This is a genomic window from Methylocapsa sp. S129 (assembly GCF_009765995.1).
GTDB lineage: Bacteria > Pseudomonadota > Alphaproteobacteria > Rhizobiales > Beijerinckiaceae > Roseiarcus.
In genome coordinates this window covers 305,345-330,622 of sequence record NZ_LMUI01000042.1, presented here as the reverse complement: position 1 = coordinate 330,622, position 25,278 = coordinate 305,345, and the positions used below count along the sequence as shown (strand labels likewise).

The following is a 25,278-nucleotide window of genomic DNA, read 5'->3' as shown; positions in this document are numbered from 1 at the left end:
ATGCGATTACGATCGCCCAGGGACGCCATTATTGTCAAGGCGATGAGCCGGTCAAAGGCCAAGCGGCGATTTGAGAGCTTTCCTTATCTACGATTCACCGCCCGCCCATCCGCTCGCTGCGGCGCAATCGCACATAAAGCGCGCCCGAGCCGCCATGCGCGCGCCCGGCCTCTTCGAATCCGAGCACGATCGCGCGCATGTCGGACGCTTGCAGCCAATGGGGAACGAGGCGGCGCAAGATTCCCGGTTCGTCGAAATCATTGGGCGCAAAAGCCCTGACTTTGGGCGCGCCTTTGCCGGTGACGACCAGAACTAGCCGGTCGCCCTGGGCTTGCGCATAAATGAGAAAGCCGCGCAGAGCCTGGTGCGCCTGCGCTTGCGTCATGCCGTGCAGATCGATCGATTGGTCGATGGCGCTGCGCCCGCGCGCCAATTGCTTCTTGAGCCGCCTCTCCAATGGCGCGAGCGGCGGCGGCGAAGGCGCCTTTGGCGCGGGGCTCGCGCGCCTTTTCTCCGGCTCGGACGACGAGGCCATAGCTTCAACGGGCGGCGGCGGGATCTTGCGTGGGTTTGGCAGTTTCGCGCCTTTGCGCCGCGAGACGCTTTTGGCGACCGCGATCCACAGATCGATTTCCTCATCGCTGAGGCGGCGCAAGCGGACCGGGCGCGGCGTTTGGGGCGGCTCCTTCACCTCGGTTCTCCCAAAGGCAGGAGAACCGTGAAATCGCAGGCATGGCGGATGTCGCCGGCGCGCCGGCCCGCTTCGTCGCCGCCGCCAAAGAAGAGATCGGCGCGCCCGGCGCCCAGAATAGCCGATCCGGTGTCCTGTGCGATTGTCAGCTGGGCGAACGCGCTTGATTCAGCCCCGCGCCACGGCAGATGCGCATCGAGCCAGAACGGCGTCCCATAGGCCCAGATGGAGCGGTCCACGGCAATGGAGCGCAGCGCGGTGAGCGCTATGCCTGCGCCGCCGGTCGGCCCGTCGGCGGGGTCGAACGCCGTCTCCAGCTTGAAGAAGACGTAAGAGCGGTTGCGCTGCATCAACGCACGCGCTCTTCCTCCCGGCGCGAGATCGTTGGCGCGCAGCCATGATTTCAGACGCGCCAGCGACATTTCGCGCTCAGTGATCTCACCCGATTCGATCAACAGGCGGCCGATCGAACTATAGGGCTGGCCGTTGCGCCCGTCATAGGCGAGGCGCACGAGCCGCCCATCGGGGAGTTCGACGCTCGCCGAGCCCTGCACTTGCGCCATGAAAAGCTCGACAGGATCGCTCAGCCACAGGATCGGACGCCCCTGCCCCGCCGCCGCGGCGGCTTCGATGTCGGCGCGCTCGGGATAGGGGCGCAGCGCGCCGCCGGGCAGGCGCTGCGCGCCCGACAAAGCCGCATCGAACGATGGCGGCGCCTGCCCGGCGGCGAAAGTGACGAGATCGTCGGGGCGCGCCAGCACCGGCGTCGAAAATTCGCGGGAAGACTCTAGCGAACCGCGCAGGCGCGGCTCGTAATAGCCAGTCAGGAAGCCCGCCGGCTTTCCGGGTTCGGGCGTCACGCGAAAGGGTTGAAAACGCCGCTCGAAAAACGCCCGCGCCGCGCCAGCATCCGCGATGTCCGCCGAAAGGGCCTCTCTCGCGATCCCCAGCAGCGCCGGGGGAGGCGCGACCCCCGGCCGCGTGGGCGCGACGCCGTCGGCAAGCGCTTTGGCGGATCGACGAAAGGTTTGAAACGCCGCCAGGCTGTCATCCCAGGCAAAGCCGGCAAGATCGGCGAAGCGGACCGGATCGAGAGCCTGCGCCATCGCTCACCCCACAGCGAAGGCCTTAATGGACGGTCTCGGTCGCGCTCAATTGCCAATTGGGATTGCGCGAGCCAGTATCCCTGGAAAAGGTCCAGATATCAAGGTGATCGACCACGGATTCAGCCGAGCCCTCGGTCACCGCGCCCGTCTTGTCCCGCGTGTGGGAGATCAGCTTGGTGGCGAAACGGACGGAGATTTGCGCGCTCGCGCCGCTTAGCCGTGCGTCCTCGAATGTCGCCGAATCGATCGACACCAGGGTTGTTTCCATCGTCTCGGCGCGGGCGGCGCGCGCTTCGATCGCCTTGGCGAAATTATCCAGCACTTCGGGCGCGAGGAGATTGCCCAGCGTCGCGCGATCGCCCTTGGCGAAGGCGGTCACGATCATCTCATAGGCCGAACGGGCGCCGGCTAGAAAGCTGTCGGGTGAAAAGCTGCGATCGGCGGCGGCGATGGCGTCGAGACCCGCCGCGACCTTGGAGCCGGGCTCGGCAAACCCTTTCCATCGCGCCGCCGCGTCGGCCGGCGCCGCGCCGAACGGGGTAGAAGTGTCCCGAGCGGCGGTCGGCAAGCGCACGACCTGGCCCATGGGTTTGGGCGCATTGGCGCCGTTCGGGCCAAGATTGGGGCCAGAGCCGGGCTCGATCGGCGGGCGCTCCGCGCCATTCCTTGTGCCGAGCACCGAGCGCAGCTTCCAGACGACGAAGATCGCGATGATCGCAAAAACGATCGTAGAAGGGTCTAGACCTGGCATCATCAAATCCTGATTTCCGCCGCGCCGCTCAGGGCGAGTGACAACCAGAGCCCTGCGCGGCTCGCCCCATAGTTAGGCGTTGCGGAAGGGTTTGGCTAGGACCGGCCTGTCTACGGGCTCGCTCAACGCCCGCCAGTCTGGCCGGCGCATGGCGCTAACCGGCTTTGGCGTAGGATCGCCTTTGGCCCACCTTCGATATGTCGCTGGCGATGAGCGCATCCGCTTCGATGCGTGGTCGCGGCCGGCTGAAAAAGAAGCCCTGGCCCTCCGTGCAGCCCTGCTCGACGAGCAATTCGGCGGCTTCGGCGGTTTCGATGCCTTCGGCCGTCACCTGAATGCCCAGACTCGCGCCGAGCGTGACGATGGCCCGCACGATCGCGGCCGCGTCCGCGCTCGTCGCCATTTCCTGCACAAAGGATCGGTCGATCTTGATCTTGTCGAAGGGAAAACTGCGGAGATAGCTGAGCGAGGAATAACCGGTGCCAAAATCATCCATCGAAATCCGCACCCCGAGTGCGCGCAGCGCATGCAGCGTCGATTGGACGAGGTCCGTCGGCTCCAGAAGCATCGCCTCGGTTATTTCCAGCTCAAGCCGCGCCGCGGGCAAGCCAGACTTCTGCAAGGCGGCCTGCACGGTGGCGAGCAGGCCGCCGGAGCGGAACTGCCGGGGTGACAGATTGACCGCCACCTTGATCGGATCAGGCCAGGCGACGGCGTCCATGCAGGCGCGCTCCAGCACAAAGGCGCCGAGCCGGCAGATCAGATTGGTTTCCTCGGCGATCGGGATGAACGTCGAAGGAGGAACGTCGCCTCGTTCGGGATGGGGCCAGCGCGCCAGAGCCTCGAAGGCCGCGATATCGCCGGTCGAGAGCGTGACCAGAGGTTGATAGAAGACCTGCAGCTCCGCGCGCTCTAACGCCGCGGCCAGCTCGACCTCCATGGATCGGCGCTCGCGCAGACGGGCGTCCATCGCCGCCTCGAAGTAATGATAGGTGCCGCGGCCGTCGGCCTTGGCGCGGTAAAGCGCCAGATCGGCGCTGCGAATCAACCGATCGGGATCGTCGCCGTCGGCGGGCCCGATCGCGATGCCGATGCTGGCGCCGATCGACGCCTCCTGACTTTCGAGCCTGTAGGTCATCGAAAGCGATTCGATCAAATTCTCGGCCAGCCGGCCGAGTTCGCCCACATCGGTGACGCCGGTCACCACGGCGAATTCGTCGCCGCCTAGCCGGGCGACGAAATCCTGCTCGCCGAGCGCGTTGCGAATGCGACGCGCCACTTCCTGTAGCAATTTGTCGCCGCTGAAATGACCGAGCGTATCATTGACCAGCTTGAAGCGATCGAGATCAATCAAGAGCACGGCGATCGCGGGCGCCACGGAATGGCGTTCAAACAATTCGCAAAGCCGCAGATGCAGATAAGCGCGGTTCGCCAGCCCGGTCAGTTGATCGTGATGGGCGAGATAAGCGGCCTTGGCTTCGGCGCGGTTGCGATCGGTAACGTCGAACGCTGCGATCAGACAGGCGGCCTCGCCGGCATAATCGAGCGGGCGGGAAAACAATGTGACGTCGATGGCGTCGTCGTTCGCCTTGCGATGGGTGCTGGTCCAGCTTTGCGCGTCTCTCGCGCCCCAGTCGGGATCGGCCTCGTCCTTGACGCCCGGCCATTCGATCCTGCTGAACGGGGCGCGCATGATCGCGGTGCGAGCGAAGCCATAATGGCGCAGAGCGGAATCGTTCACCGCCAGAATGCATTTGTCCGCCGCGCTGACCACGAACATCGGGACGGGATTGGCGTCGAACAGCAGACGGAAGGATTCCTCGCGGGCTTTGATGTCGGTGATATCGACGCGCAGCCCGATGAACCCGCCGTCCGAGGTGCGCCGTTCGTCGATCAGGATCCAGCGGCCATCGGCCAGCTTCTGCTCGATTTTGCCCACCGGATTGCGCATCCGCTCCATGCGCTCGTTGAGCCAAGCCTCCTCGCGGCCCGCGGACTCGGGATATTCGCCGCGCGCAATGCCGATGCGCAACGTGTCTTCCAAACGAACGCCGGCCTGAAACAGATCGGCGCTGCCTCTATAAATGTCGGCATAGCGCTGGTTCCAGAAGATATAGCGCCCGTCGGGGTCGAGCAGCACAATGCCCTGGGGAAGCACGTCCAACGTCTCGCGCAGAACATCGACATCCGACTGGCGTTCGCCGGCGGGGAGCTGCGCCGGGCGCGGCCAGCCAAACGCGCGCGACAATCCCCGGATAAAAGTCGCCGTGCTCATGCGCGATCCTCATGAAGTTGAAGAACGCAGCATGGCGGCCAAAGAGTTACTGAAATTTTGCTAAATCGAAATAATACTGCGCAAACTTTGAGCACGCCTAGTGAATAGGCAAACTGCACAATCCGCTTGCAGGAATTTCGCAGACTTCATTATGGACATTCTGGAAGAGAAAGCAGCGTATTGGGTTGAATATCGTCGCCCGCGGCTTTGATATATTTATATCCGAGATAGGTCGCGACAACTATTCTGTCCCGCCTCCATACGAGCTGGGAATAATATTCCCATGAACCCTCTTCTATTTCTTTTATCGTTTGCTGCTGGCTTTGCTTCCAGTGAGAACCGTCTTCGTTGACGCCGCCGACGTTCAGAATTCTCTCATGCGGAGATCGGCCATAGCCCTTGTTGATGCATCGGATAGTCTGAGAATGCGGCATGGGAACCCCGCATCGTCCAAGAGAATCGTACAGCAAAATCTATTCGCGGATACGGCTCTGTCAAACGCGGGATCGGCAGGCGAGAACGAAGGAGTCGCGCCTTATTCCGCGCCCCTTTGCGTCTCCACCCGAAAGGTATGGGCGGGATAGACGCCCAGAATGCGCACTTCTTTTGAAAAGAACGTCAATTCTTCCAACGCTCGGCGCAGGGCCGGATCGTCGGGATGGCCATCGACGTCGGAAAGAAACTGCGTGGCGGCGAATTCGCCCTCTACCATATAGCTCTCGAGCTTGGTCATATTGACGCCATTGGTCGCAAAACCGCCAAGCGCTTTATAAAGCGCGGCGGGCACGTTGCGCACGCGGAAGATGAAAGTCGTCACCAACGGCCCCACGCCGGCCAGCGCCCATTGCGGCGTCTTGGAGAGGATCACGAAGCGCGTCGTGTTATGCGCCTCGTCCTCAACGTCGACGCCCAGACTATCCAGCCCATAGATTTCGCCAGCCAGCTTGGTCGCGAGCGAGGCTCTGGTCGGGTCGCCCCATTCGGCGACTTCGCGCGCGGAACCGGCGGTGTCGCCGGCGACAACCGCCTTCAGACCGAGCTTGCGGATGATCTTGCGGCACTGGCCGAGCGCATGAATGTGGCTATGCACCGAGCGCAGATCGGACGCTTTGGCGCCTTTGACTCCCAAGAGCTGGAAATGAATCGGCAGGAAAGTCTCGCCCACGATATGCAGGCCGGAAGCAGGCAACAGATTGTGAATGTCGGCGACGCGTCCGGCGATCGAATTCTCGATCGGAATCATGCCGAGATCCGCGGCGCCGTCCTGGATCGCCGCGAAAGCGTCTTCGAAGGTCGCGCAAGGCAACGGCGTCAAGTCGGGAAAGCGTTCGGCGCAGGCGATATGCGAATTGGCGCCTGGTTCGCCCTGATAGGCGATGGATTTATGACCGGACATGCTTCCCTCCACGCGGCGCAAGCATCTGCCTGGCGCGCTCCAGATCCTCAGGCGTGTCGACGCCAAGCGGCGGCGTGTCGACGAGCGCGATGTCGATGCGCATTCCCGCCTCCAGCGCCCGCAATTGTTCGAGCTTCTCACGCCGCTCCAGCTTTGAGGGCGGCAGGGCCACGAAACGGGCCAGCGCCTCGCGGCGATAGGCGTAGAGCCCGATGTGATGGAGCAAAGGCCCCTCGCCCCATGGCGCGCTGGCGCGGGTGAAATAAAGCGCGCGTAGACGTCCGGGCGCTATTTCGCTCCCCACCGCTTTGACGACATTCGGGTCGTCGCGCTCCTGGCGACGCACGATGGGCGTGGCCAGCGTCGCAATATCGACTTGCGCGTCGTCAAGCGGCCCGACGGCGGCGCGCACCGCTAAGGCCTCAATGGTCGGCAGATCGCCCTGCACATTGACGACGATGTCGTGGCGCCCTTGCGCATCAAAGGCGTTGAGCGCCTCAAAAATCCGATCGGAGCCCGAGGCATGGTCCGCCCGCGTCAAAATGGCGCGCCCGCCAACCGCTTCGATGGCGCGGATGATCGCCGGTTCGTCGGCGGCGACCAGGACGGGGCCGACATCGGCCTCCACCGCGCGCCGCCAGACGTGCGCAATCATCGGCTCCCCATGGATATCCGCCAACGGTTTGCCTGGCAGGCGCGTCGAGGCCATCCGCGCCGGGATAATTACGATCGGGTTCGCCATGGGCGCTATGAAAACTCTGGGCGCCCGTTGCGGGCTCAAAAAGGACAAAGGGTCGCGTTTATACGTGTTGCCAAGTCCCGCGCAAAGCGGGTAATCAAAACGCTGTCCGGGCTGCCTGCCAATGCGCCCCGGCGATCGAATTCCTGATTTGGGGCTGCGCCGCGCATGGAAACGACAAATTCCAACAAGCTCGCCTTGGCGTTTCTTGGAACATTGTTGGCGACGATGGCGCTGGGAATTTTCAGCAGCGCGATTTTCTCGCCTCATAAGCCGATCAAGGCGGGCTATGAGCTTCCGGCGGCCGAGGTGGCCGCGGCGGCGGCGCCCGCCGCCGCGCCCGACGATCCCCTGCCCGCCTTGCTCGCCAAGGCGGACCCGGCCAAGGGCGCCAACGACACCAAGCCATGCCAGGCCTGCCACAGCTTCGACAAGGGCGGTCCCGCCAAGGTCGGCCCGCCGCTCTATGGCGTGGTCGGGCGCCCCGTCGCCTCGATCGCGGGCTTTGCCTATTCCGACGTCCTGAAGGGGATGGGCGGCGACTGGACCTATGACAAGATTTTCACCTTCATCAAGAGCCCGAAGACGATGGAGCCGGGCACCAAGATGACATTCCCCGGCGAATCCGACGAGCATAAGCGCGCCGACATCCTCGCCTATCTGCAGACCCTGTCGGACAACCCAGTCCCGTTCCCCAAATAAGGCTCAGAGGGTTCTCGGGAGGCGCGGCGCCGTTGTTGATGATGGCGGTTCCTGTTGCTGTGACCGCTGATTGCAACAAGCCGGTCAGACGCCTCAGGCCGGTCCGCATGGCGACCGGCCCAGCCGCTTCAGTCATCCATGCCTTCATGAAAAGCGTGATCGATGATGGCCAGCTTGATGGACTGCTGGCTATGATATTCGTACAGAAAACCCGCCGACACCCACATGGTGGATTTGCCCCGCTCGCCCTGCCAGCCGAGACTCCCCATGTCTTCCGCCATGCGCAGCTTGCGGCTCAGATGGGTGCGCGACAGATTGATCCGCTCGCCCAAATCCGCGAATGAGGCGACGGTCGAGGGGATGCGCTGGCAGTCGGGCGCGACCTCCGCCAGCCCCGCATAGAGCCAGTCCATGACGACTCCGCCCTCATTCAGCCAGGTGAACAGCGAAAAGGTCGGGGCCGGTTCGCGGATCGCTTTGGACCGCACAAGCCCGTCAGCGACCAGCGGGTGGATCAAGGCGATCGCGTGTGGCCGGGCCTGAAAGGCGGCGCGGCGGTCACGGCCGTCAAGTCCGTCCAGCGTCGCTAGATGAGTCGCGAGCCAGGCGGAAATCATCTCAATGCTGACCGATGTCGGCGCAAGTGGCCGGATTCGGCGATCGCGCCCCGCAGGAGCGGTCTGGAGATGCCCATATTGCTGCATCTCTTTGAGAAAGGCGTCGGCGGTGTTCCGACTGGCCACGCCATGAGACACAATGGCGTCTATCAATTTAGCGGCGTGCAATTCGCCAACATGAGCCAATCCCGCGCTCCTGAAATATTGCGCCAGCGCCAGATGAGCCATCAGCCACCTTTGCTGGGTGGCGAAGACGGACGCGAGCCTCGGGTTGATCGCATGGAGCGACAGGAGGGTCGAAGCCTGCTGGCGGACGCAGGAAATCAATCGCGGATGGCGCGCAATGTCGTCAGCGCTCAGGCTCCTGTCGCGCGCGCTAGTCGCGACGGGTCGCGGCCTAACGGCCAATTCCACGAATTGGGCCTGCTTGGCCGCCTCTCGAAGCTCCCCTGTCTTCATGTGTTTTTCGCTCTGTCAAAATCCGGCGCCGGCAACCCACTTACGCCAACCGGCGTCCCCTCGCAAAGCTAAGCAAACTTTACGGTATGAGCCGCTCAAGTCGATACGATGAAGGCTGCGGTGCGGATGAAAAAATCATCTGGCGGTCGCACAACCGCCGCCGGAGGGCGGCGCGGACTTCCGAGGCTCGTCCGGTCAGTCGGTCAGCGCGTGCGCGCCGCCGCTAGTTCAGCGCGCGCCGCGGCGCGCAGCAGCAACGCGTCGGTCGAGACCGAACAGAGCGAAAAGCCGCGCCCCGCCAGCTCTCGCGCGCGCTTGCCATCGAAACAGAATGCGGCGGCGAACTTGCCATGCGCCTTGGCGCGCTGAACGACTTTGGTCAGCGCGGCGTCGACATCGGCGCCATGCGGGTCGACGAGCGCGCCGCGATGGAGCGCGATGGAGAGATCGGACGGGCCGACAAAGACGCCATCGATGCCCGGCGTCCCAAGGATTTCGTCAAGGGCGTCGAGCGCCTCGCTCGTCTCGACCATCGCGATGGCGAGCGTGAACGCATTGGCGCTATGAAGATAGGCGGGGCCGATCACGCCGCTATGGGTGAGCGCCGCGCGCGGTCCCCACGAGCGCTGGCCGATCGGCGGATATTTCATGAAATCGGCAAAGCGTCGCGCATCCGCGCCGCTGTTGATCATGGGGGCAATGACCGCCGCCGCGCCGGCGTCGATCACGCGCGAAGCCGTTGCAAATTCGCCGACCGGAATGCGCACGATCGCAGGCTTGCCGGCGAGCGCGACAGCCCCGATCCCGTGCATCGCGCCCGCGAGATCAATGGCGCCGTGCTGCATATCGAGCGTGATCGTGTCATAGCCGTCGCGCGCGAGCTGCTCTGCAACCGCGGGATCATTGATGCCGACCCAGGCCGAGAGTGCGCATTGACCCGCGCCGATCTGGCGCGCCAGCGCTCCGACAATTCCGCCCTCGGTCATGACGATCTCCTTGAAGCGCCAGAGTCCGGGAGCGATAGGGCCCGCGAAAGACGCGACGCGCCACCATTATTGGACGCGCCGTTCGCGTCAATGGCGCGCATCGTCACGGCGACGTTACCTCAATGTAATTTGACTTTAATGCGCGGGAATCGGACCGCTTATATGTTGGCCCCACTTGCTCCAAAAGGTGTCCCCATGAGGAAACTCCTTCTTGCCTCCGTCGCACTGGCCGGTCTGGCCAGCGCGACTTTCGCCCTCAATGCATTCGCCGGCGACGCGCCGACCGCGCCCGACGCGGCCCAAACGCAACGCATGATGGACAATCATGCCGTTTTGCTCGAGGCCCATCTTGCCGGCATGAAAGCCGGCCTCAAGCTGACCGCCGAACAGGAAAAGAACTGGCCGGCTTTCGAATCGGCGATTCGCGACGCCGCCAAGGCGCACGCGGAAGGCTGGCGTCAAATGCACGAGCATATGGACGGCGGCGAGCGGCCCTCGCCGATCGAACACATGACCAAGATGTCCGAACATCTTCAGAAAATGTCGGCCGAACTCAAGATGGTCGCCGATGCCGGCAAGCCTCTTTACGACAGCCTCGACGATTCGCAGAAGCGCCATTTCGGCCCGCTGCTGCGCGACTTCCTGCCGCGCGGCCCGCATGAAGGCGACGCTATGCGCCACGAAGGCGAAGGCGGTTCCGAGCATATGGAGTAACGCGAAGACTAACGAAACCGGAAAACGCCCGTGCGCTTGATCTCGGAATCTTCAAGCGCGCGGGTCGTCGGCACGCTGTATTCGGCGATCGGCTCCAGCAAATCTCGCGCGAGATAGCTGCGCCAGGGATCGCCGATCAGCACTTGCGCGCCGCGTCGCGCCAGAGCGCCGAGCCAAAGCGTGACGGCTTCGGCCATGTCCTGCTGATAGGAGACGTCGCCCGCCAGCACGACATCCCAGCCCTCGTCTCGTCCGACGAGATCACCGGCCCGGACGCTGAGGGAAACATTGTTTTGCGTTGCGTTCAGGGCGATCGCCGCCAGCGCAAATTCATCGATCTCGCTCGCCTCGACCGCACATGCGCCAGCCTTAGCGGCGGCGATCGCCACCAGCCCGGAGCCGGAGGCGAAGTCGAGGACGCGCCGTCCCGCGACAAGATCGGGGTGATCGAGAATATGGCGCGCCAACCCCTGTCCGCCGGCCCAGGCAAAAGCCCAAAAGGGCGGCGGCAACCCGATCTCACCCAGCTCGTCTTCCGTTTTTTGCCAAAGTTCGGTCGCTTCATCGGCAAGCTGCAATTGAATCTCCGGCGCAAGCGGCGGCGCGAGCAAGCGCGTATGCGCGAGGATGAAAGCGGGTCGATCGACGATCGGCGCGCTCATGCCTTCCAATGCAGCGCGCAAATCAGCGTAAACAGGCGCCGCGCCGTCGCGCTGTCGACATCGACCTTGTCGGCGAGCCTTTGCGCGACAAGATCCGCGCCTTCATTGTGCAGCGCGCCGCGGCTTCGGTCGATCGCCTCGATCTGCGCCGGGCTGGCCGTTCGAATCGCGGCGTAATAGCTCTCGCAGATGAGGAAATAATCCTTGAGGATCGATCGGAATGGCGTCAGCGAAAGTCCAAAGGACAGCACCATTTCGCCCGACATTGTCCTGACATCGAACGCCAGCCTGGAATCGTGCATGCCGACACGCAAGGCATAAGGACCGTCGTCGCGGCCGGGCGCCGCGAAGCTGTTCTCTTCGATGAGATCATAGATGGCGATGGCGCGTTCATGCTCCTGGTCGGGAGTGCCGCGGTCGATGGAGCTTTCGTCGAGCGAGACCGCGCAAAGCCGTCGACGCCTGGCGGCTTCGTCCACGCTCATGATTTGTCGCCGCGCTCAAGACGCAGCGCGACGGATCGCGCATGGGCCGCCAATCCTTCGGCGTGGCCGAGCGTGATCGCGGCGGGTCCAAGCACCCCCAGCGAGCGCGCGTCGCAGCGGAGCAGCGACGTGCGTTTGAGAAAATCAAGCACGCCGAGGCCGGAGGAAAACCGCGCCGAGCGCGCGGTCGGCAAGACGTGATTGGAGCCGCCGACATAATCGCCGATCGCCTCGGGCGTGTGCTCGCCCAAAAATATGGCGCCGGCATTGTTGATGCTCTGGCTCAGAGCATCGGCGTCGCGCGCCATGATTTCGAGATGCTCGGGCGCGAGGCGATCGACCAGCGGCACAGCCTCGGCCAGATTCGGCGCGACAATGATCGCGCCAAAATCGCGCCAACTTGCGGCGGCGATCTTCTCTCTGGGCAGGTCAGCGAGTTGGCTCTCGACGGCTTTGGAGACTTCGCGGCCAAGCCGCGCATCGTCGGTGATCAGGATCGATTGCGCCGCTTCGTCATGTTCAGCCTGAGCCAGCAGATCGGCGGCGATGAAGCGCGGATCGGCCGACGAATCGGCGAGCACCACGACTTCAGACGGGCCAGCGATCATGTCGATGCCGACAATGCCGAACACACGGCGCTTGGCGGCGGCGACATAGGCATTGCCAGGGCCGACGATTTTGGCGACGGGCCGGATGCTCTGTGTGCCATAGGCGAAAGCCGCGATCGCCTGCGCGCCGCCGACGCGATAGATTTCAGAAACGCCGGCAAGCCTTGCCGCGGCCAGAACCAGCGGATTGATCTGTCCTTCCGGCGTCGGGACCGCCATCACGACCCGCGCGCAACCCGCGACTTTGGCCGGAACGGCGTTCATCACGACGGAAGAGGGATAGCTTGCCGCGCCGCCGGGCACATAGAGGCCAACAGCATCGATCGGGCGCCAACGCCAACCCAGTTCGACGCCAAGCGCATCGACGAACGAGACATCGGTCGGCTTCTGGCGCTGGTGATAGGCGAGCACGCGATCATGGGCGAGTTCGAGTGCGCCGAGGGCCGCCCGGTCGCAGGCGTCGCACGCGGCGTCGACCTCCCGGCGCGTCACCGCAATGCCAAGGCGCGCGAGATCGACGCGATCGAAACGCAAGGAATAATCGGCTAGCGCATCGTCGCCGCGCTTGCGCACATCGTCGATGATCGCGGCGACGATGGCGTCGATGTCGGTGGAGGACTCGCGTTTGGACGTCAGCAAGGCTTCAAAGGCCGCCTCAAATCCATCAGCGCTCATGTCGAGCCATGCCGGCATCAGAAGAATCTCCAAACGAAAGCGATTAGCGGGCGGCGCCTTTTGGCGGCTCGTCATGGCCGAGGCAGACCTCGGCTTCGCGGCGCGGACCGATGTCGCGCAACTCCCCCTCGAGGCATTCCACTTCGAGTCGGATGGCGGAGCCGCCGAAGAAAGCGAGGGTCACAAATCCCGAAGGCGCGTCTGTCTCTTCAAAACTGACGGCGAGCAGATTGAGCGTCGCCGCTTTATCCCCGGGATTCAATCCAATCTGGGCGACTTTCAGCACCCGGTCGAAACGAAGCACCGAGCCGACGCGCTCATGGCGTCCGCTCGCCGCAGCGCTCCAGTCATAGCGCATGGTGGCCAGAACGAATCTTTTTTGCCCGGGCAACCAGGTAATTTCTTCGCTTTGCACGCAGGAATCCTGGACATGCGCGGAAATAATAGCGAGATCTTCCTCGTCGAGAGCGATCAGCTTGAGCGCGGTTTCGGTTTCAGGCATGGCTCATCCAGAAATTCGAGTGATGTCGGCGCCGCAAGCGCCAAGCTTTTGTTCGAGATTCTCGAACCCGCGATCGAGATGATAGACGCGGTTGACCGTGGTTTCGCCTTCCGCGGCGAGCGCCGCGATGACCAGGGAAACGGAAGCGCGCAGATCGGTCGCCATCACCGGCGCGCCCCGCAATTCCTTGACGCCTTCGACGATCGCCGTATCGCCCTCCAGTTTGATGTGGGCGCCGAGGCGCGCCAGCTCCTGCACATGCATGAAGCGATTTTCGAAGATCGTTTCCTTGATGCGCGAGACGCCCTTGGCGCGCGTCATCAGCGCCATGAACTGGGCCTGCAGATCGGTGGCGAACCCAGGGAATGGCGCGGTGGCGACATCCACCGCGCTGATGCCCGCGCCGTTGCGCCGAACGCGCACGCCGCTGTTGTCGCTGGTGATCGTGGCGCCCGCCGCGGTCAGCGCGTCGAGCGCCTCCTGCAGCAAGTCGGGCCGCACGCCCTCGAGCAGGACGTCGCCGCCCGTCATCGCCACCGCGGTCGCGTAGGTGCCGGCCTCGATGCGGTCGGGCAGTACGGAATGGCGCGCGCCGTTCAACCGGGCGACGCCTGTCACCTCGATGGTCGAGGTGCCAGCCCCGTGAATGCGCGCGCCCATCTTGTTGAGGCAATCGGCGAGATCCTTGACCTCCGGTTCGCGCGCGGCGTTGCGGATGACGCTCGTTCCATGCGCCGTCGCGGCGGCCATCAGCGCGGTATGCGTCCCGCCCACCGTCACTTTGGGGAACTCGACTTCGGCGCCGATGAATCCGTTCGGCGTCGTCGCCACGACATAGCCCGCGTCGATAGTGACCTTCGCGCCGAGCCGCTCCAGCACCATCAGCAGGAGGTCGACAGGGCGCGTGCCGATCGCGCAGCCGCCCGGCAAGGAAACGCGCGCTTCGCCCATGCGCGCGAGCAATGGCGCGATCACCCAAAAGCTGGCGCGCATCTTGGAGACGAGTTCATAGGGGGCGGTCGTGTCGACGATCGAGCGAGCCGTCAAATGCGCGGTCTGGCCGGCGTTCGCCTCTTCGGCGCGGCGCTTGCCGTCAATCGAATAATCGACGCCATGATTGCCCAGAATGCGCACGAGCTGATTGACGTCGGCAAGGCGCGGCAGATTTTCCAGCGTCAAGGTCTGCTCGGTCAGCAGGCTCGCGATCATCAATGGCAGCGCGGCGTTTTTGGCGCCCGAAATCTGGATCGTCCCGTTGAGTTTGGCGCCGCCCCTGATTTGAATGCGATCCATTGTCAAAAATCTCCACTGATTCCAGATGCTTGAAAATGCCGTTAAACTTCGTGCTCGCCGGACGCGGGCGACGGGAATTCCCGCTCCGCCTGATTGTCCGCCGATCGGCGACCGCCGCCGTTCTCGATCGCGCGGCCCCGTTGCTGAATCTTGCGTCGTTTCAAATTCTCGCGCAGCGATGCGGCCAATCGGTCGCGCCGCCGCATTTCCCCGACTTCCCGTCCATTATCCGACGCCATCGCGTCCCTCGATGCGCTTAGCCAGCGCATGGCTTGATAGGCCCGCATCAGAGTCGGGGCAAGCCCGGTCCCTATCCGGCATTCTCGATCAACCGCTTGGCGGCGGCGCGCGCTTCCTCGGTGATGGTCGCGCCGGCGAGCATTCGGGCGATTTCCTCGCGGCGGGCGGGCGCATCGAGGTTCAACACCCTCGTCGCCACGCGCTCGCCCCGACCCACATCGCTCTTGGCGATTCGGAAATGACTGGTCGAGCGTGCGGCGACCTGGGGCGCATGGGTGACGGCCAGCACCTGCGCCCGCGTCGCCAGACGCGCCAGACGCTGGCCGATGGCGTCGGCGACAGCCCCCCCGACCCCGGTATCGATCTCATCAAACACCAATGTGGGCGCCGAACCACGGTCGGCGAGGGCGACCTTCAGCGCCAGCATGAAACGCGCAAGTTCGCCGCCAGAAGCCACCCTCATCAAAGGGCCCGCCCTGGAGCCCGGATTGGTCTGCACGCAAAACTCCACCCGATCGATCCCTTCCGCTGAGAGAATATTGGGATCGCTGGCGATTTCGACAATGAAGCGGGCGCGCTCCAGCTTCAGGGGCGCGAGTTCGGCGCCCACCGCCCTTTCCAACTCGCGCGCGCTCGACTGGCGCGCTTTCGACAGCGAGGCCGCGGCAAGCGCATATTGGCGGCGCGCTTCTTTTGCCGCTTGGGTCAGCGCCACGAGCCTGGCCCGACCGGCATCCAGCGCGGCGAGGTCCGCGCCGTATTTCTCAGCGAGCGCCGCCAGTTGCGCCACAGGCGCGGAATATTTGCGCGACATGCCGCGCAACGCGAAAAGCCGCGCCTCGGCGCGCTCAAGCTCATTGGGATCGAAATCGGCGGCGCGCAGCGCGGTCTCGATCGCGCTGGTCGCCGCATCGAGCGCTTCGAGCGCGCTATCGAGGGCTTTGACGCAAGGCTCGATGAGCGTGGGGGCTTGCGACAACCGCCGCTCCAGACGGCGCGCCGCGGCGACGAGAATGGGCGTCGCGGAGGCCTCGCCCGACAGGCTCTCATAGGCCTCGCGAATGTCGGCGGAAACCTTTTCCGCCTGCATCATCTGTGACCGTCGCTCCGCCAAAACCTCCTCTTCGCCGGGTTCGACGGCCAGCTTTGTGAGTTCCTGATGGGCATGGGCGGCAAAATCCGCCTCGGCTTGCGCCGCCGCGACGCGCGCCGTCTCATCGGCCAGTTCCGATTCGACCGCCTTGACCGCGCCGAATGCCGCTTTCGTCGATTCCGCCATCGCGTCCAGAGCGCCGTAGGCGTCGACCAGCGTGCGATGGGTCGACGCATCCATCAGCGCGCGCTCGTCGTGTTGTCCGTGGATTTCCACAAGCCCGCCCGAAATGACGCGAATCATTTGCGCACTGACAGGCTGGTCGTTGATGAAGGCGCGCGTTCGCCCGTCCGCCAATTGCACACGGCGCAGAATCAGTTCGCCATCGGTTTCGATATTGCGTTCGCGCGCCATGGCGAGCGCCGGATGATCGTCCGCCAGATCGAAAACCGCCGTCACCTGGCCCTGCGCCTGACCCTGGCGCACGAGGGCGCCGTCGCCGCGCGCGCCAAGCGCCAGGGACAGAGCATCAAGAAGGATCGACTTTCCGGCGCCGGTTTCGCCAGTCAGAATCGAGAGGCCGGCTGCGAATTCGAGATCGAGCTGATCGATCAGCACAATGTCGCGGATCGCGAGCCGAACAAGCATAAGGAGGCGCCTTCCTCCCAATCAGCCGGGCACGACCGAATGGTAGATTTTCGATATCCAGGAGGCCTGATCCTCATTGGGTGAAAGGCCGCCGCCCTTCAGAAGAGCGAAGGCGTCCTTATACCACTGGCCATCGGGGAAATTATGCCCGAGCACCGCCGCGGCCGTCTCCGCTTCGCCGGTAATGCCAAGCCCGAGATAGGCCTCGGTCAGACGATACAAAGCCTCTTCGGAATGCCGGCTCGTCTGATAATTGGTCAGCACGTTGCGGAACCGGTTGATGGCCGCCGTATAATTGCGGCGCGTGAGATAGAAGCGGCCGACCGACATTTCCTTGCCGGCGATCTGGTCGCGCGTGACCTGGATCTTGAATTTCGAATCGTTGACATATTCGGAATTGGGATATTTCTCGACAACCTGCTGGAACAAAGCCAGCGCTTTGACGGCGCGATCCTGATCGCGCGAAATATCGGGGATCTGATTGTAATAAGACTGCGCCTCCAGATAGATCATATAGGCCGTCTCGGGCGTATTGGGGTAAAGCTTGGCGTAATGCTCGGCCGATTGCTCGGCGCTATCGTAATCCTGAGCCTCGTATTGCGAGTATGTCGTCATCAGCAATCCCTTTTTCGACCAGTCCGAATAGGGATATTGCTTGCCAAGGTCGGTGAATTTTTTGGCGGCCCCGTCATCGTCGCCCTTTTTCAATCTGGCGAGGGCTTGATCATAGATCGCGGTGGGGGGCACCTCCTCCTCGATCTTGGTCTTATATTTTTCGGGGCCAAACGGATTGAGATCGCCAAGGCTGTCGATTGTGGAACATGCGCCAAGCGACGCAGCCGCCGCGACGACCGCCATGAGCCTGACGACGAAAGCCATCGGGCGAATTGCCGAGGCCATTGAGCTGCTTTTGGAATCAACAAGTGTCATGCGCAAGAACTCAACAATCTGGGCAATGCCGAAATCTGGACAAAGCTAGTCTGGCCAACCGCGCTTGACCTGAAGCGACGATGCTTTCCTTTAGCCTAAACTTCGTCTTCGCGCCACCGAGCCTATGTAGGCTTTGGCGACATGAGCCAAGGGAAGCCGCAATATCAGAAACGCGCCTCAATAGAACGATGGATTGTGGCGCAAAAGAGCCGTATCGCGTCGAAATTTTGGAGGCGCTCGTTTTGTAGGCTGCGTCTCTCGGGCCGTGCCTACCCGATCGATTCGAAGACGCCTTGCGCCTTCAATCGACTTCGGCGGCGTAGGTCGCATGGGCGAGAGCACCCGCTCCGGCGCGAGCGACGGCAAGCTCGCGGCGCGGCGCCGTTTCAATGAATTCATAAGCGCTCTTGTCAGCGAAAAGCGCCTCCAGAGCGAGGAAGTTCATATTGTGGCCCGGCATATAGGACCGATAGCCGCCAATGATCGGCGCTCCGGCCAAAGACAGATCGCCAACCGAATCCAGGGCTTTGTGACGAACGAACTCGTCAGCGTAGCGCAGGCCTTCCGGATTGAGAATCCGCTCGCCATCGAGCGCGATGCAATTGTCAAGCGACGAGCCGAGCGCGAAACCCATCTTCCATAAACGCTCGACATCGCTGACGAAGCCGAACGTGCGGGCCCGCGCGATTTCGCTGCGAAAGGTCGCGGGATCGAGATCGAATGTCCGGCGTTGGCGCCCGATCGCCGCTGCTGCAAAGTCGATCTCAATATCGAGATGAAAGCCCCATTCGGCCGGACGGAGTTCGGCAAAGCCGCGTCCGCGCTCAACGCGCACGGGTTTGAGAACTTTGAGATGACGACGCGGGCGTGACTGCTCGACGATCCCGGCCTGGTCGATCGCCGCGACGAAAGCAGCCGCGGAGCCATCCATGATCGGAGCCTCGGGCCCATCAACCTCGATCATGACGTTATCGATATTGAGCCCGGAAAGCGCGGCCAGAAGATGTTCGACCGTCGAAACGGAGGCCAGCGAAGAATCGCCCAGCACCGTGCATAATTCTGTCTGCGAAACGTTCGACCATTTCGCCTCGATCAGGCGCTCGCGTCCGTTGGACAGCCCCGTACGAAGGAAAACGATTCCCGAATTGGCGTCGGCGGGGTGAAGAATAAGGCTGACTGGCGCATTGGAATGGACGCCGAAACCGGAAATCGTCACACGGTCGCGGATCGTCGTCTGTCGCCCAAGCTTATTCAAACTCAATTCCCCTAATCCCGGTGTCCGAAAAACAACGAACACGCCCCGAAATTTTCCCGATGAACCGCTCCAGGTCCATCTCCGCGACCTCGGCTTTGGCGACGTCTTCTGCGTCGCTCCCGAAAGACGGAGGAAAATTCGGTTGGGAACATACGGGCCAGCGCGCCGAGCGCCAAATCACCTTTCTTAACCTTCTGTAACATTACGCGTCGCGGAGATTCTATGTGACTTATCCGCGTGTTAGGCCTTTTGAGAATGGTCCCGCCCGTCTGTGGGGCAGGGAAAAGATTTGCATTGCGGGGCCGCCTGCGGTCGTCAAGCCGCAGGCGCTGCGTTTCCCTGCTGTCCCTTGATTCGTCAATTCGATTGCCGGCGCAGAAAAGCCGGGATCTCGAGCTGATCCTCTTCGAGCGCCGCCGGCCTCGCGGCCATTCGGCCATGAGGATCGAGAGAACCCTGGGCCGGGCGCGGCGCAGCGACGCGCGGCTGCGGGCGCCCATATTCCGCGTGAAGCGCTGTTTGAGCGGGACGCTGGGGCGCCGGCGCCGGCAGGCTTGGCGGGATCGCGCGCGGCGCCTGGGCCGGCGGAGCCTCGTCATGCCGGCTGATGCCAAAGGCCGCGAGCTTTTCCAGCAGCGAGCGCCGTCGCGTTTCGACCTGAACGGCAGGCGCGGCCTGTTCGCCCCGATGGACGCGCATCTGCTGCTGAACGACCGGCGGCAGATCCTCGATTTGCGGCATGCGAGCGGGCCGAATGACCGGTTGTTCGGGCGCGGGCGGAATGTAGTCGTGCGCCACCGGCTCCTCGACGCGCGGCGCTGGCGCCGCCGCATAGACCGCCTTCGGGGCGGCCGGTCGGATTTCGACTTCGTCGGGCGCAGACGGGGCGGCCGCGCTGGGCGCCGGCTGGGCGGCGACAGGCGCTTCGGCGGCAACGGGGGCCGGCTGGCTGCGGGCGGTCGCTTGCGCGCGCAGGCGTTGCTGAGCCTCGATGATGCGAACCTGGCTCGCCGAGGGCTCGTGAATTTCCAGCGTCGTCTGATCGATGCCGGTGGCGACCACAGAAACGCGGACGACGCCGTCCAGACTCTGATCGAATGTCGCGCCAAGGATGATATTGGCCTCCTCGTCGACTTCCTGGCGAATGCGGCTCGCCGCTTCATCGACCTCATAAAGGGTCAGGTCATTGCCGCCGGTGATCGAAATCAGCAGGCCGCGCGCGCCCTTCATCGAGACTTCGTCGAGCAGCGGATTGGCGATCGCCGCCTCGGCCGCCAGAACGGCGCGACGGTCGCCCGACGCCTCGCCAGTGCCCATCATCGCCTTGCCCATTTCGCTCATGATCGAGCGCACGTCGGCGAAGTCGAGATTGATCAGGCCTTCCTTGACCATCAAATCGGTAATGCAGGCGACGCCGGAATAGAGAACCTGATCGGCCATCGCGAAAGCGTCGGCGAAAGTCGTCTTCTCATTGGCGACCCGGAACAGATTCTGATTGGGGATGATGATCAGCGTATCGACCGATTTCTGCAATTCGGCGATGCCGCCTTCGGCCAGGCGCATGCGGCGCCCGCCTTCGAACTGGAACGGCTTGGTCACCACGCCGACGGTCAGGATGCCCATTTCGCGGGCGACGCGCGCAACGACTGGCGCCGCGCCGGTTCCCGTGCCGCCGCCCATGCCGGCGGTGACGAACACCATATGGGCGCCAGCCAGATGATCGCGGATTTCCTCAATAGCCTCTTCGGCGGCCGCGCGGCCGACCTCGGGTTTGGAGCCCGCGCCGAGACCTTCGGTAACCTGAAGACCCATTTGAATGATGCGTTCCGCCTTCGATGAGGCCAGCGCCTGGGCGTCCGTGTTGGCGACAATGAAGTCGACGCCCGCGAGGCCCGAAACGATCATGTTGTTGACAGCGTTGCCGCCGGCGCCGCCGACGCCGCACACCATGATGCGTGGCTTTAGTTCCCGCAATTCTGGGGCTTTCAAATTGATAGTCATCCTTGGCCTCTTGACGTTAGACGCCCGCCGGCGCCGGTTAAATCGCGACATTTCATTCTAAAGACACATCCCCGGCAGCGCCGCCGCTCGGCGCCGCCGCGGCGTTAGAAGCTTTCCTTCAACCACCGGCCCACGCGCGCAACATAGCCATCCTCGCCGGCGCCGGGCGCATAGCGCTGGCGACGGGGCTCGAAATGCTCGATGCCCGCCACCTGCGGGTAAACCATCAGGCCCACCGCCGCGGCGAAAGCCGGGCTCTTGGCCGATTCGGGCAGCCCCTCGACGCCGAGCGGGCGACCGATGCGAATCTGATCCGAGACGATCGTGCGCGCCAGCGCCGGCAGACCCGTCAACTGACAGGCGCCGCCCGCCAGCACGAGCCGCCGTCCGGCATGGGCCGTGAGCCCGGCGCCCTTGAGCCGATCGCGTACGAGTTCGAGAATTTCCTCGACTCGTGGGCGAATGATGCGCGCGAGTTCGGATTTGGGGAGATAGCTGGGATGATCCATGTCGTCGCCCACGCGATGGACGGCGATCGTGTCGCGCTCATCGGCGGGCCCGGCGATGCAGGCCCCATGCAAGGTTTTGAGACGCTCCGCATCCGCGACGCTGATCGTCAACCCGCGGGCGATGTCCATGGTGATATGATTGCCGCCGACCGCTACTGCGTCGACATGAGCGAGCCGCCCGCCGGCGAAGACGCCAACCGACGTCGAACCGCCGCCAAAATCGATCAGGGCGGCGCCAAGCTCGGCTTCGTCATCGACCAATGTCGAAAGACCGGCGGCATAGGGCGTCGCCACGACCGCCTCGACGCGCAAATGACACCGCTCGATCGCCAGCATCAGATTGCGCGCCGCCGCGCCGTCGCAGGAGGCGACGTGCATTTCTGCGCCCAGATCTTCGCCTACCATGCCCTTGGGGTTGCGCACGCCGGCGGTCCCATCGAGCCAGAACCCCGTCGGCAGCGCGTGCAGCACAGTGCGCCCCGTCCGGGAACTGGCCGCGGAGGCCGCCTCCAGCACGCGATGAACGTCATATTCGCTGACAGGTTTGCCGCCGATCGCGACCTTGGCGTTATAGAGCTGCGAGGAAAGGCGCCCGCCCGTCATATTGACGATGACGCTGTCGACCTCGACGCCGGCCATCCTTTCGGCTGCGTCGATCGCGAGGCGTATCGCGTTTTCAGCCGAGTCGAGATCGACGATCGCGCCCGCTTTCACGCCGCGCGAACGCTGATGGCCGATGCCCAGCACCTTGCAGCGATGGGTGCGCCCGCGCAGGGAATCGGAAGGCGCCATCGGCGACAGACGCGCGATGAGGCAGACGATTTTGGAGGCGCCGACGTCAAGTACCGACAGAACGGCGTTTCTGCGCGGCGGCAACTGCCTGAGGCGAGGCGTGAGCGGCCTGAAATTCATGTCGCGCCCCCCTTCTTCGGACGGGCGGCGAGGCGCGCGGCGGCGGCGTCTTCGGTGAGTCTTGCGAACATGCGCCCTTCCAGCCGCAGATCGAGCGAAATCACGTCGCGATCCAGCACCCGCGATTCACGCTGGAGGCGAACGAGCGTCGCCACCGCGGCCAGCGGATTAGTCTCAGGCAGCATCACATCGACGCCCGAGGTCATTTTGAGGTTCCATCGCCGATTGGCGACGAGCACGCCCGCCCTGATCTTGGGCCCCAATTCGCCGGCCGCCGCGAGCAAACCGGTAAATTCGGACAAGCGCTCATTGGCGCCCTCGCCCACGACGAACGGCAGGCTGGCGAAGCGCTGATCGCGCATTTGATCGATCACGGCGCCGTCGGCGGCGACAATATTGACTTGCCCATCCTTCTGCCACAGCCCATAGGGCGCGCGCTCGACGAGGTCGATGACGAGATGATTGGGGTAGAGCTTGCGCACGCTCGCCTGTTTGACGAGCGGTATCGTCTCCAGGCGCGCGCGCGCTTGCGCCACGTCAAGGAACAGCAGCGAATTCTTGGGGCTGATGCCGGCGTCGGCCAGAATTTCGGATTCGCGCAGTTCCGCCTGGCCCGAGATCGTCACGATCGCAATGTCGAAGCCGAGCGCGCGCGCGACAAAGTCGCCAATGCTCCCCTGGCTGGCGACGAAGGACGCATATTCGCCGCCACGCACGAATCCAAACGTGGCGGAGCCCAAAATAAGCCCAAGGGCCAGCGCCAGTCCGAGACCGCGCGGGGCCGGCCGCCAAAGGAGCCCTGTCCATGCAAAAAGGCTCCCCGTCGAGCGTTCGCCGGCTAGCAGCACGCGCGCGGAGGCGATGTCGGCGCCCGCATAGGCGGGCGCGGGCGCACGAAGCGCAAAGGCTTCGGTCATCGATCGCACGAGGCGTCTTCCACCATCCATGAAACAAGCTCACCAAACGAAACGCCGGCATGAGCGGCGATTTCAGGCACAAGAGACGTTTCGGTCATTCCGGGTTGCGTATTGACTTCCAGGCAGACCAATTCGCCCGATTCCCCTTTTGATTCGTCGTATCTGAAGTCCGCGCGGCTCACGCCGCGGCAGCCCAGCGCCCGATGCGCCATCAGCGTCAACCTTTGGACCTCATGGTAAATATTTGGTTTAATTTTAGCCGGCAGAACATGGATTGACCCGCCTTTGGCGTATTTCGCGTCATATCCGTAGAAGGATTCCGAAACCGGTTGGATTTCGATAATGCCGAGAGCCTTGTCCCCCATCACGGCGCAAGTGAGTTCGAGCCCATCGACGAATTTCTCGGCGAGCAACCGATCGCCGTAAGGCCAGTCGGGCCGGCCAACCTCCTGAGGCGGGTGAGCCCGTCCTTCTTTGACGATGATCACGCCCAGCGAGGAGCCTTCTTTAATGGGCTTGAGCACATAGGGCGGCTCCAGTGCGTGGCGCCTGGCCGCCTCATGGCGATCGATCGTTACGCCATGGGCGACGGGCACGCCGGCCGCCTGCATGACGATCTTGGCGAGGTCTTTTTCCACCGCCAGCGCCGAGGCGAGCACGCCCGAATGCGTATAGGGAATGCGCAGAACCTCCAGAAGACCCTGAATCGTCCCGTCTTCGCCTATCGGCCCATGCAGCGCATTGAAGGCAACATCAGGTTTTAACTTGGCGAGCACCTCGGCGATATCGCGGGCGACGTCGATCCGGGTGACGCGGTAGCCGGCGCCTTCGAGCGCATCAGCGCAACCGCGTCCCGAATTGAGCGAGACCGGCCGCTCCGCCGACCATCCGCCCATCAGCACCGCAACATGTTTCATGAACCGCCTGGCGCCCCCGCCTCGCCGCAACGCGGCATTAAGCGACAATTAACGCGAGGGCGTTAACGGCGCGTTAACCAGAGGCCCATGGGGGTGGAAAAGCGTGGCGGGGATGTGGCGGCGAAGACAGGAAGGTTAATTTGCCGAGCCGAGCCGCCGGCCTAACCCGCCTCCCCCACCCGCTTGATCTCCCATTCCAGCTCAATCCCGCTCGTCTCGCGCACGCGCCGGCGCACCTCCTCGCCCAAAGCTTCGATCTGCGCGGCCGTGGCGGCCCCGCGGTTGATCAGGAAGTTGCAATGCATCGGCGACACCTGCGCATCGCCCAGCACAAGCCCCCGGCAGCCCGCCTTATCGATCAACATCCAGGCTTTTTCGCCAGGCGGGTTCTTGAAGGTCGAACCGCCGGTTTTTTCGCGGATCGGTTGCGAGGCTTCGCGCGCGGCGGTGATCCGGTCCATCTCCGCAAGGATTTCGCCTCTGTCGCCCGACCGTCCCTGGAAGACGGCTTGGGTGAAGATCACATCCGCCGGCGCGCGCGAGTGACGGTAGGAAAAGCCCATCTCCTGCGCGGAGAATATTCGGACGGCGCCGGCGCGATCGACGCCGCGCGCCTCGACGAGCGCCTCTCTCGTCTCGCCGCCATGAGCGCCCGCGTTCATGCGCAGCGCGCCGCCGATCGAGCCGGGAATGCCGCGATAGAATTCGAGGCCGGCGACGCCCGCCTCAGCCGCCGCCCGCGCCACCTTGACATCGGGCGCCGCCGTCCCCGCGACGACACGATAATCCGGCATCGCTTCGATCGCGCCGAACGCCCTGCCCCCTAGGCGAATGACGATTCCCGCGACGCCGCGGTCGCGCACGATAAGATTGGAGCCAAGGCCGATCAGCGTGACGCGAATTTCAGCGGGCAGGCGCGCGAGGAAATAGGCCAGATCCTCCTCGTCGGCCGGCTGGAACAGAACCTGCGCCGGGCCGCCGACGCGAAACCAGGTGAAGGGCGCGAGCGGCGCATCGGCGCTGAGCTTGCCGCGCAAAGCCGGGGCCTGCGCGGCGATCTGCGGAACAATGTCGGGGAAGGTCAAGAGGCGCCCTCCCTTCTCCCGCTTCGCGGGAGAAGGTGGCCGGCGGAGCCGGCCGGATGAGGGCCTATCGGCGTGATGATGCTCATTCGGATGCGGCCGTCCGCGGTCGC

The 25,278-nt window shown here is 63.9% G+C and carries 24 protein-coding genes; 2 read left to right on the top strand and 22 right to left on the bottom strand.

Translation table 11 applies throughout. From position 1 onward, the window contains the following. Nucleotides 1–94: 94 nt before the first annotated feature. The 7 genes from GSQ90_RS22190 to GSQ90_RS22160 form a co-directional block, all read right to left on the bottom strand. Nucleotides 95–691 carry a Smr/MutS family protein gene (locus GSQ90_RS22190; RefSeq protein WP_158817058.1) on the bottom strand — a complete coding sequence of 199 codons (597 nt, stop codon included), beginning with the start codon at nucleotides 689–691 and terminating at the stop codon, nucleotides 95–97. Then, complete coding sequence (locus GSQ90_RS22185; protein ID WP_158817057.1) at nucleotides 688–1,797, bottom strand: murein transglycosylase A; 1,110 nt, start codon at nucleotides 1,795–1,797, stop codon at nucleotides 688–690. The genes GSQ90_RS22190 and GSQ90_RS22185 overlap by 4 nt, the downstream gene beginning before the upstream one ends. Before the next feature lie 22 nt (nucleotides 1,798–1,819). Continuing rightward, nucleotides 1,820–2,548 (bottom strand): Tim44/TimA family putative adaptor protein, encoded by a 729-nt coding sequence (locus tag GSQ90_RS22180; RefSeq protein WP_371418429.1) that lies wholly within the window; start codon nucleotides 2,546–2,548, stop codon nucleotides 1,820–1,822. A gap of 154 nt (nucleotides 2,549–2,702) precedes the next feature. Beyond that, complete coding sequence (locus GSQ90_RS22175) at nucleotides 2,703–4,823, bottom strand: bifunctional diguanylate cyclase/phosphodiesterase (RefSeq protein ID WP_158817055.1); 2,121 nt, start codon at nucleotides 4,821–4,823, stop codon at nucleotides 2,703–2,705. Nucleotides 4,824–4,972: 149 nt separating this feature from the next. Further along, nucleotides 4,973–5,257, bottom strand: a complete 285-nt coding sequence (locus tag GSQ90_RS22170; protein WP_158817054.1) for a DUF3892 domain-containing protein — start codon at nucleotides 5,255–5,257, stop codon at nucleotides 4,973–4,975. 101 nt (nucleotides 5,258–5,358) lie between these two features. Further along, nucleotides 5,359–6,219, bottom strand: a complete 861-nt coding sequence (locus GSQ90_RS22165; protein WP_158817053.1) for a prephenate dehydratase — start codon at nucleotides 6,217–6,219, stop codon at nucleotides 5,359–5,361. Further along, entirely contained in the window at nucleotides 6,206–6,961 is a 756-nt protein-coding gene (locus GSQ90_RS22160) for a 3-deoxy-manno-octulosonate cytidylyltransferase (RefSeq protein ID WP_158817052.1), read from the bottom strand. Before GSQ90_RS22160 ends, GSQ90_RS22165 begins: the two co-directional genes overlap by 14 nt. Nucleotides 6,962–7,126: 165 nt before the next feature. Between GSQ90_RS22160 and GSQ90_RS22155 the strand changes: the two genes are divergently transcribed. Next, nucleotides 7,127–7,660, top strand: a complete 534-nt coding sequence (locus tag GSQ90_RS22155; protein WP_158817051.1) for a cytochrome c family protein — start codon at nucleotides 7,127–7,129, stop codon at nucleotides 7,658–7,660. A gap of 128 nt (nucleotides 7,661–7,788) precedes the next feature. Here the strand turns inward: GSQ90_RS22155 and GSQ90_RS22150 are convergent, their stop codons facing one another. Next, nucleotides 7,789–8,736 carry a hypothetical protein gene (locus GSQ90_RS22150; protein ID WP_246731717.1) on the bottom strand — a complete coding sequence of 316 codons (948 nt, stop codon included), beginning with the start codon at nucleotides 8,734–8,736 and terminating at the stop codon, nucleotides 7,789–7,791. A 203-nt stretch (nucleotides 8,737–8,939) separates the two neighbouring features. After that, nucleotides 8,940–9,722 carry an HpcH/HpaI aldolase/citrate lyase family protein gene (locus GSQ90_RS22145; protein ID WP_158817050.1) on the bottom strand — a complete coding sequence of 261 codons (783 nt, stop codon included), beginning with the start codon at nucleotides 9,720–9,722 and terminating at the stop codon, nucleotides 8,940–8,942. 195 nt (nucleotides 9,723–9,917) lie between these two features. Between GSQ90_RS22145 and GSQ90_RS22140 the strand changes: the two genes are divergently transcribed. Next, complete coding sequence (locus tag GSQ90_RS22140; RefSeq protein WP_158817049.1) at nucleotides 9,918–10,436, top strand: Spy/CpxP family protein refolding chaperone; 519 nt, start codon at nucleotides 9,918–9,920, stop codon at nucleotides 10,434–10,436. Between the two features lie 8 nt (nucleotides 10,437–10,444). On the opposite strand, the gene GSQ90_RS22135 is transcribed toward GSQ90_RS22140, so the two are convergent. From GSQ90_RS22135 to murB, 13 genes are all read right to left on the bottom strand, one after another. After that, the gene (locus GSQ90_RS22135) at nucleotides 10,445–11,098 is read right to left on the bottom strand and encodes a methyltransferase (RefSeq protein ID WP_158817048.1); all 654 of its coding nucleotides are present in this window, start codon (nucleotides 11,096–11,098) and stop codon (nucleotides 10,445–10,447) included. Then, nucleotides 11,095–11,583 (bottom strand): UPF0262 family protein, encoded by a 489-nt coding sequence (locus GSQ90_RS22130; RefSeq protein ID WP_158817047.1) that lies wholly within the window; start codon nucleotides 11,581–11,583, stop codon nucleotides 11,095–11,097. Before GSQ90_RS22130 ends, GSQ90_RS22135 begins: the two co-directional genes overlap by 4 nt. Continuing rightward, nucleotides 11,580–12,884 (bottom strand): histidinol dehydrogenase, encoded by a 1,305-nt coding sequence (gene hisD, locus GSQ90_RS22125; RefSeq protein ID WP_158817046.1) that lies wholly within the window; start codon nucleotides 12,882–12,884, stop codon nucleotides 11,580–11,582. The genes GSQ90_RS22130 and hisD overlap by 4 nt, the downstream gene beginning before the upstream one ends. A 25-nt stretch (nucleotides 12,885–12,909) precedes the next feature. Continuing rightward, entirely contained in the window at nucleotides 12,910–13,368 is a 459-nt protein-coding gene (locus GSQ90_RS22120) for a DUF2948 family protein (RefSeq protein WP_158817045.1), read from the bottom strand. Between the two features lie 3 nt (nucleotides 13,369–13,371). Continuing rightward, entirely contained in the window at nucleotides 13,372–14,661 is a 1,290-nt protein-coding gene (gene murA / locus GSQ90_RS22115; protein WP_158817044.1) for a UDP-N-acetylglucosamine 1-carboxyvinyltransferase, read from the bottom strand. Between the two features lie 310 nt (nucleotides 14,662–14,971). Continuing rightward, the gene (gene recN / locus GSQ90_RS22110) at nucleotides 14,972–16,642 is read right to left on the bottom strand and encodes a DNA repair protein RecN (protein ID WP_158817043.1); all 1,671 of its coding nucleotides are present in this window, start codon (nucleotides 16,640–16,642) and stop codon (nucleotides 14,972–14,974) included. 21 nt (nucleotides 16,643–16,663) lie between these two features. Continuing rightward, a complete protein-coding gene (locus GSQ90_RS22105) occupies nucleotides 16,664–17,542 on the bottom strand; it encodes an outer membrane protein assembly factor BamD (protein WP_158817042.1) in 879 nt (292 codons plus the stop codon). Nucleotides 17,543–17,873: 331 nt separating this feature from the next. Next, on the bottom strand, nucleotides 17,874–18,833 hold the full coding sequence (lpxC, locus tag GSQ90_RS22100) for a UDP-3-O-acyl-N-acetylglucosamine deacetylase (protein ID WP_246731716.1): 960 nt from the start codon (nucleotides 18,831–18,833) through the stop codon (nucleotides 17,874–17,876). Nucleotides 18,834–19,184: 351 nt separating this feature from the next. Beyond that, on the bottom strand, nucleotides 19,185–20,828 hold the full coding sequence (gene ftsZ, locus GSQ90_RS22095) for a cell division protein FtsZ (protein WP_158817041.1): 1,644 nt from the start codon (nucleotides 20,826–20,828) through the stop codon (nucleotides 19,185–19,187). 104 nt (nucleotides 20,829–20,932) lie between these two features. Further along, nucleotides 20,933–22,249 carry a cell division protein FtsA gene (ftsA, locus tag GSQ90_RS22090; protein WP_158817040.1) on the bottom strand — a complete coding sequence of 439 codons (1,317 nt, stop codon included), beginning with the start codon at nucleotides 22,247–22,249 and terminating at the stop codon, nucleotides 20,933–20,935. Continuing rightward, nucleotides 22,246–23,166 carry a cell division protein FtsQ/DivIB gene (locus GSQ90_RS22085; protein ID WP_246731734.1) on the bottom strand — a complete coding sequence of 307 codons (921 nt, stop codon included), beginning with the start codon at nucleotides 23,164–23,166 and terminating at the stop codon, nucleotides 22,246–22,248. Before GSQ90_RS22085 ends, ftsA begins: the two co-directional genes overlap by 4 nt. Then, a complete protein-coding gene (locus GSQ90_RS22080) occupies nucleotides 23,163–24,083 on the bottom strand; it encodes a D-alanine--D-alanine ligase (RefSeq protein ID WP_158817038.1) in 921 nt (306 codons plus the stop codon). The genes GSQ90_RS22085 and GSQ90_RS22080 overlap by 4 nt, the downstream gene beginning before the upstream one ends. 161 nt (nucleotides 24,084–24,244) lie before the next feature. Then, on the bottom strand, nucleotides 24,245–25,168 hold the full coding sequence (gene murB, locus GSQ90_RS22075; RefSeq protein ID WP_158817037.1) for a UDP-N-acetylmuramate dehydrogenase: 924 nt from the start codon (nucleotides 25,166–25,168) through the stop codon (nucleotides 24,245–24,247). Nucleotides 25,169–25,278 lie beyond the last annotated feature (110 nt).

Excerpts from the sequence above, each read along its gene's own strand:
- GSQ90_RS22165 (WP_158817053.1), bottom strand. The coding sequence starts at position 6,219 with ATGTCCGGTCATAAATCCATCGCCTATCAGGGCGAACCAGGCGCCAAT.
- GSQ90_RS22135 (WP_158817048.1), bottom strand. The coding sequence starts at position 11,098 with ATGAGCGCGCCGATCGTCGATCGACCCGCTTTCATCCTCGCGCATACG.
- GSQ90_RS22085 (WP_246731734.1), bottom strand. The coding sequence starts at position 23,166 with ATGACCGAAGCCTTTGCGCTTCGTGCGCCCGCGCCCGCCTATGCGGGC.
- GSQ90_RS22145 (WP_158817050.1), bottom strand. The coding sequence starts at position 9,722 with ATGACCGAGGGCGGAATTGTCGGAGCGCTGGCGCGCCAGATCGGCGCG.
- GSQ90_RS22150 (WP_246731717.1), bottom strand. The coding sequence starts at position 8,736 with ATGAAGACAGGGGAGCTTCGAGAGGCGGCCAAGCAGGCCCAATTCGTG.
- GSQ90_RS22105 (WP_158817042.1), bottom strand. The coding sequence starts at position 17,542 with ATGGCCTCGGCAATTCGCCCGATGGCTTTCGTCGTCAGGCTCATGGCG.
- GSQ90_RS22170 (WP_158817054.1), bottom strand. The coding sequence starts at position 5,257 with ATGCCGCATTCTCAGACTATCCGATGCATCAACAAGGGCTATGGCCGA.
- GSQ90_RS22175 (WP_158817055.1), bottom strand. The coding sequence starts at position 4,823 with ATGAGCACGGCGACTTTTATCCGGGGATTGTCGCGCGCGTTTGGCTGG.
- GSQ90_RS22120 (WP_158817045.1), bottom strand. The coding sequence starts at position 13,368 with ATGCCTGAAACCGAAACCGCGCTCAAGCTGATCGCTCTCGACGAGGAA.
- ftsZ (WP_158817041.1), bottom strand. The coding sequence starts at position 20,828 with ATGACTATCAATTTGAAAGCCCCAGAATTGCGGGAACTAAAGCCACGC.
- GSQ90_RS22140 (WP_158817049.1), top strand. The coding sequence starts at position 9,918 with ATGAGGAAACTCCTTCTTGCCTCCGTCGCACTGGCCGGTCTGGCCAGC.
- GSQ90_RS22160 (WP_158817052.1), bottom strand. The coding sequence starts at position 6,961 with ATGGCGAACCCGATCGTAATTATCCCGGCGCGGATGGCCTCGACGCGC.
- hisD (WP_158817046.1), bottom strand. The coding sequence starts at position 12,884 with ATGCCGGCATGGCTCGACATGAGCGCTGATGGATTTGAGGCGGCCTTT.
- GSQ90_RS22080 (WP_158817038.1), bottom strand. The coding sequence starts at position 24,083 with ATGAAACATGTTGCGGTGCTGATGGGCGGATGGTCGGCGGAGCGGCCG.
- GSQ90_RS22185 (WP_158817057.1), bottom strand. The coding sequence starts at position 1,797 with ATGGCGCAGGCTCTCGATCCGGTCCGCTTCGCCGATCTTGCCGGCTTT.
- GSQ90_RS22180 (WP_371418429.1), bottom strand. The coding sequence starts at position 2,548 with ATGCCAGGTCTAGACCCTTCTACGATCGTTTTTGCGATCATCGCGATC.
- recN (WP_158817043.1), bottom strand. The coding sequence starts at position 16,642 with ATGCTTGTTCGGCTCGCGATCCGCGACATTGTGCTGATCGATCAGCTC.
- ftsA (WP_158817040.1), bottom strand. The coding sequence starts at position 22,249 with ATGAATTTCAGGCCGCTCACGCCTCGCCTCAGGCAGTTGCCGCCGCGC.
- GSQ90_RS22155 (WP_158817051.1), top strand. The coding sequence starts at position 7,127 with ATGGAAACGACAAATTCCAACAAGCTCGCCTTGGCGTTTCTTGGAACA.
- GSQ90_RS22130 (WP_158817047.1), bottom strand. The coding sequence starts at position 11,583 with ATGAGCGTGGACGAAGCCGCCAGGCGTCGACGGCTTTGCGCGGTCTCG.
- murA (WP_158817044.1), bottom strand. The coding sequence starts at position 14,661 with ATGGATCGCATTCAAATCAGGGGCGGCGCCAAACTCAACGGGACGATC.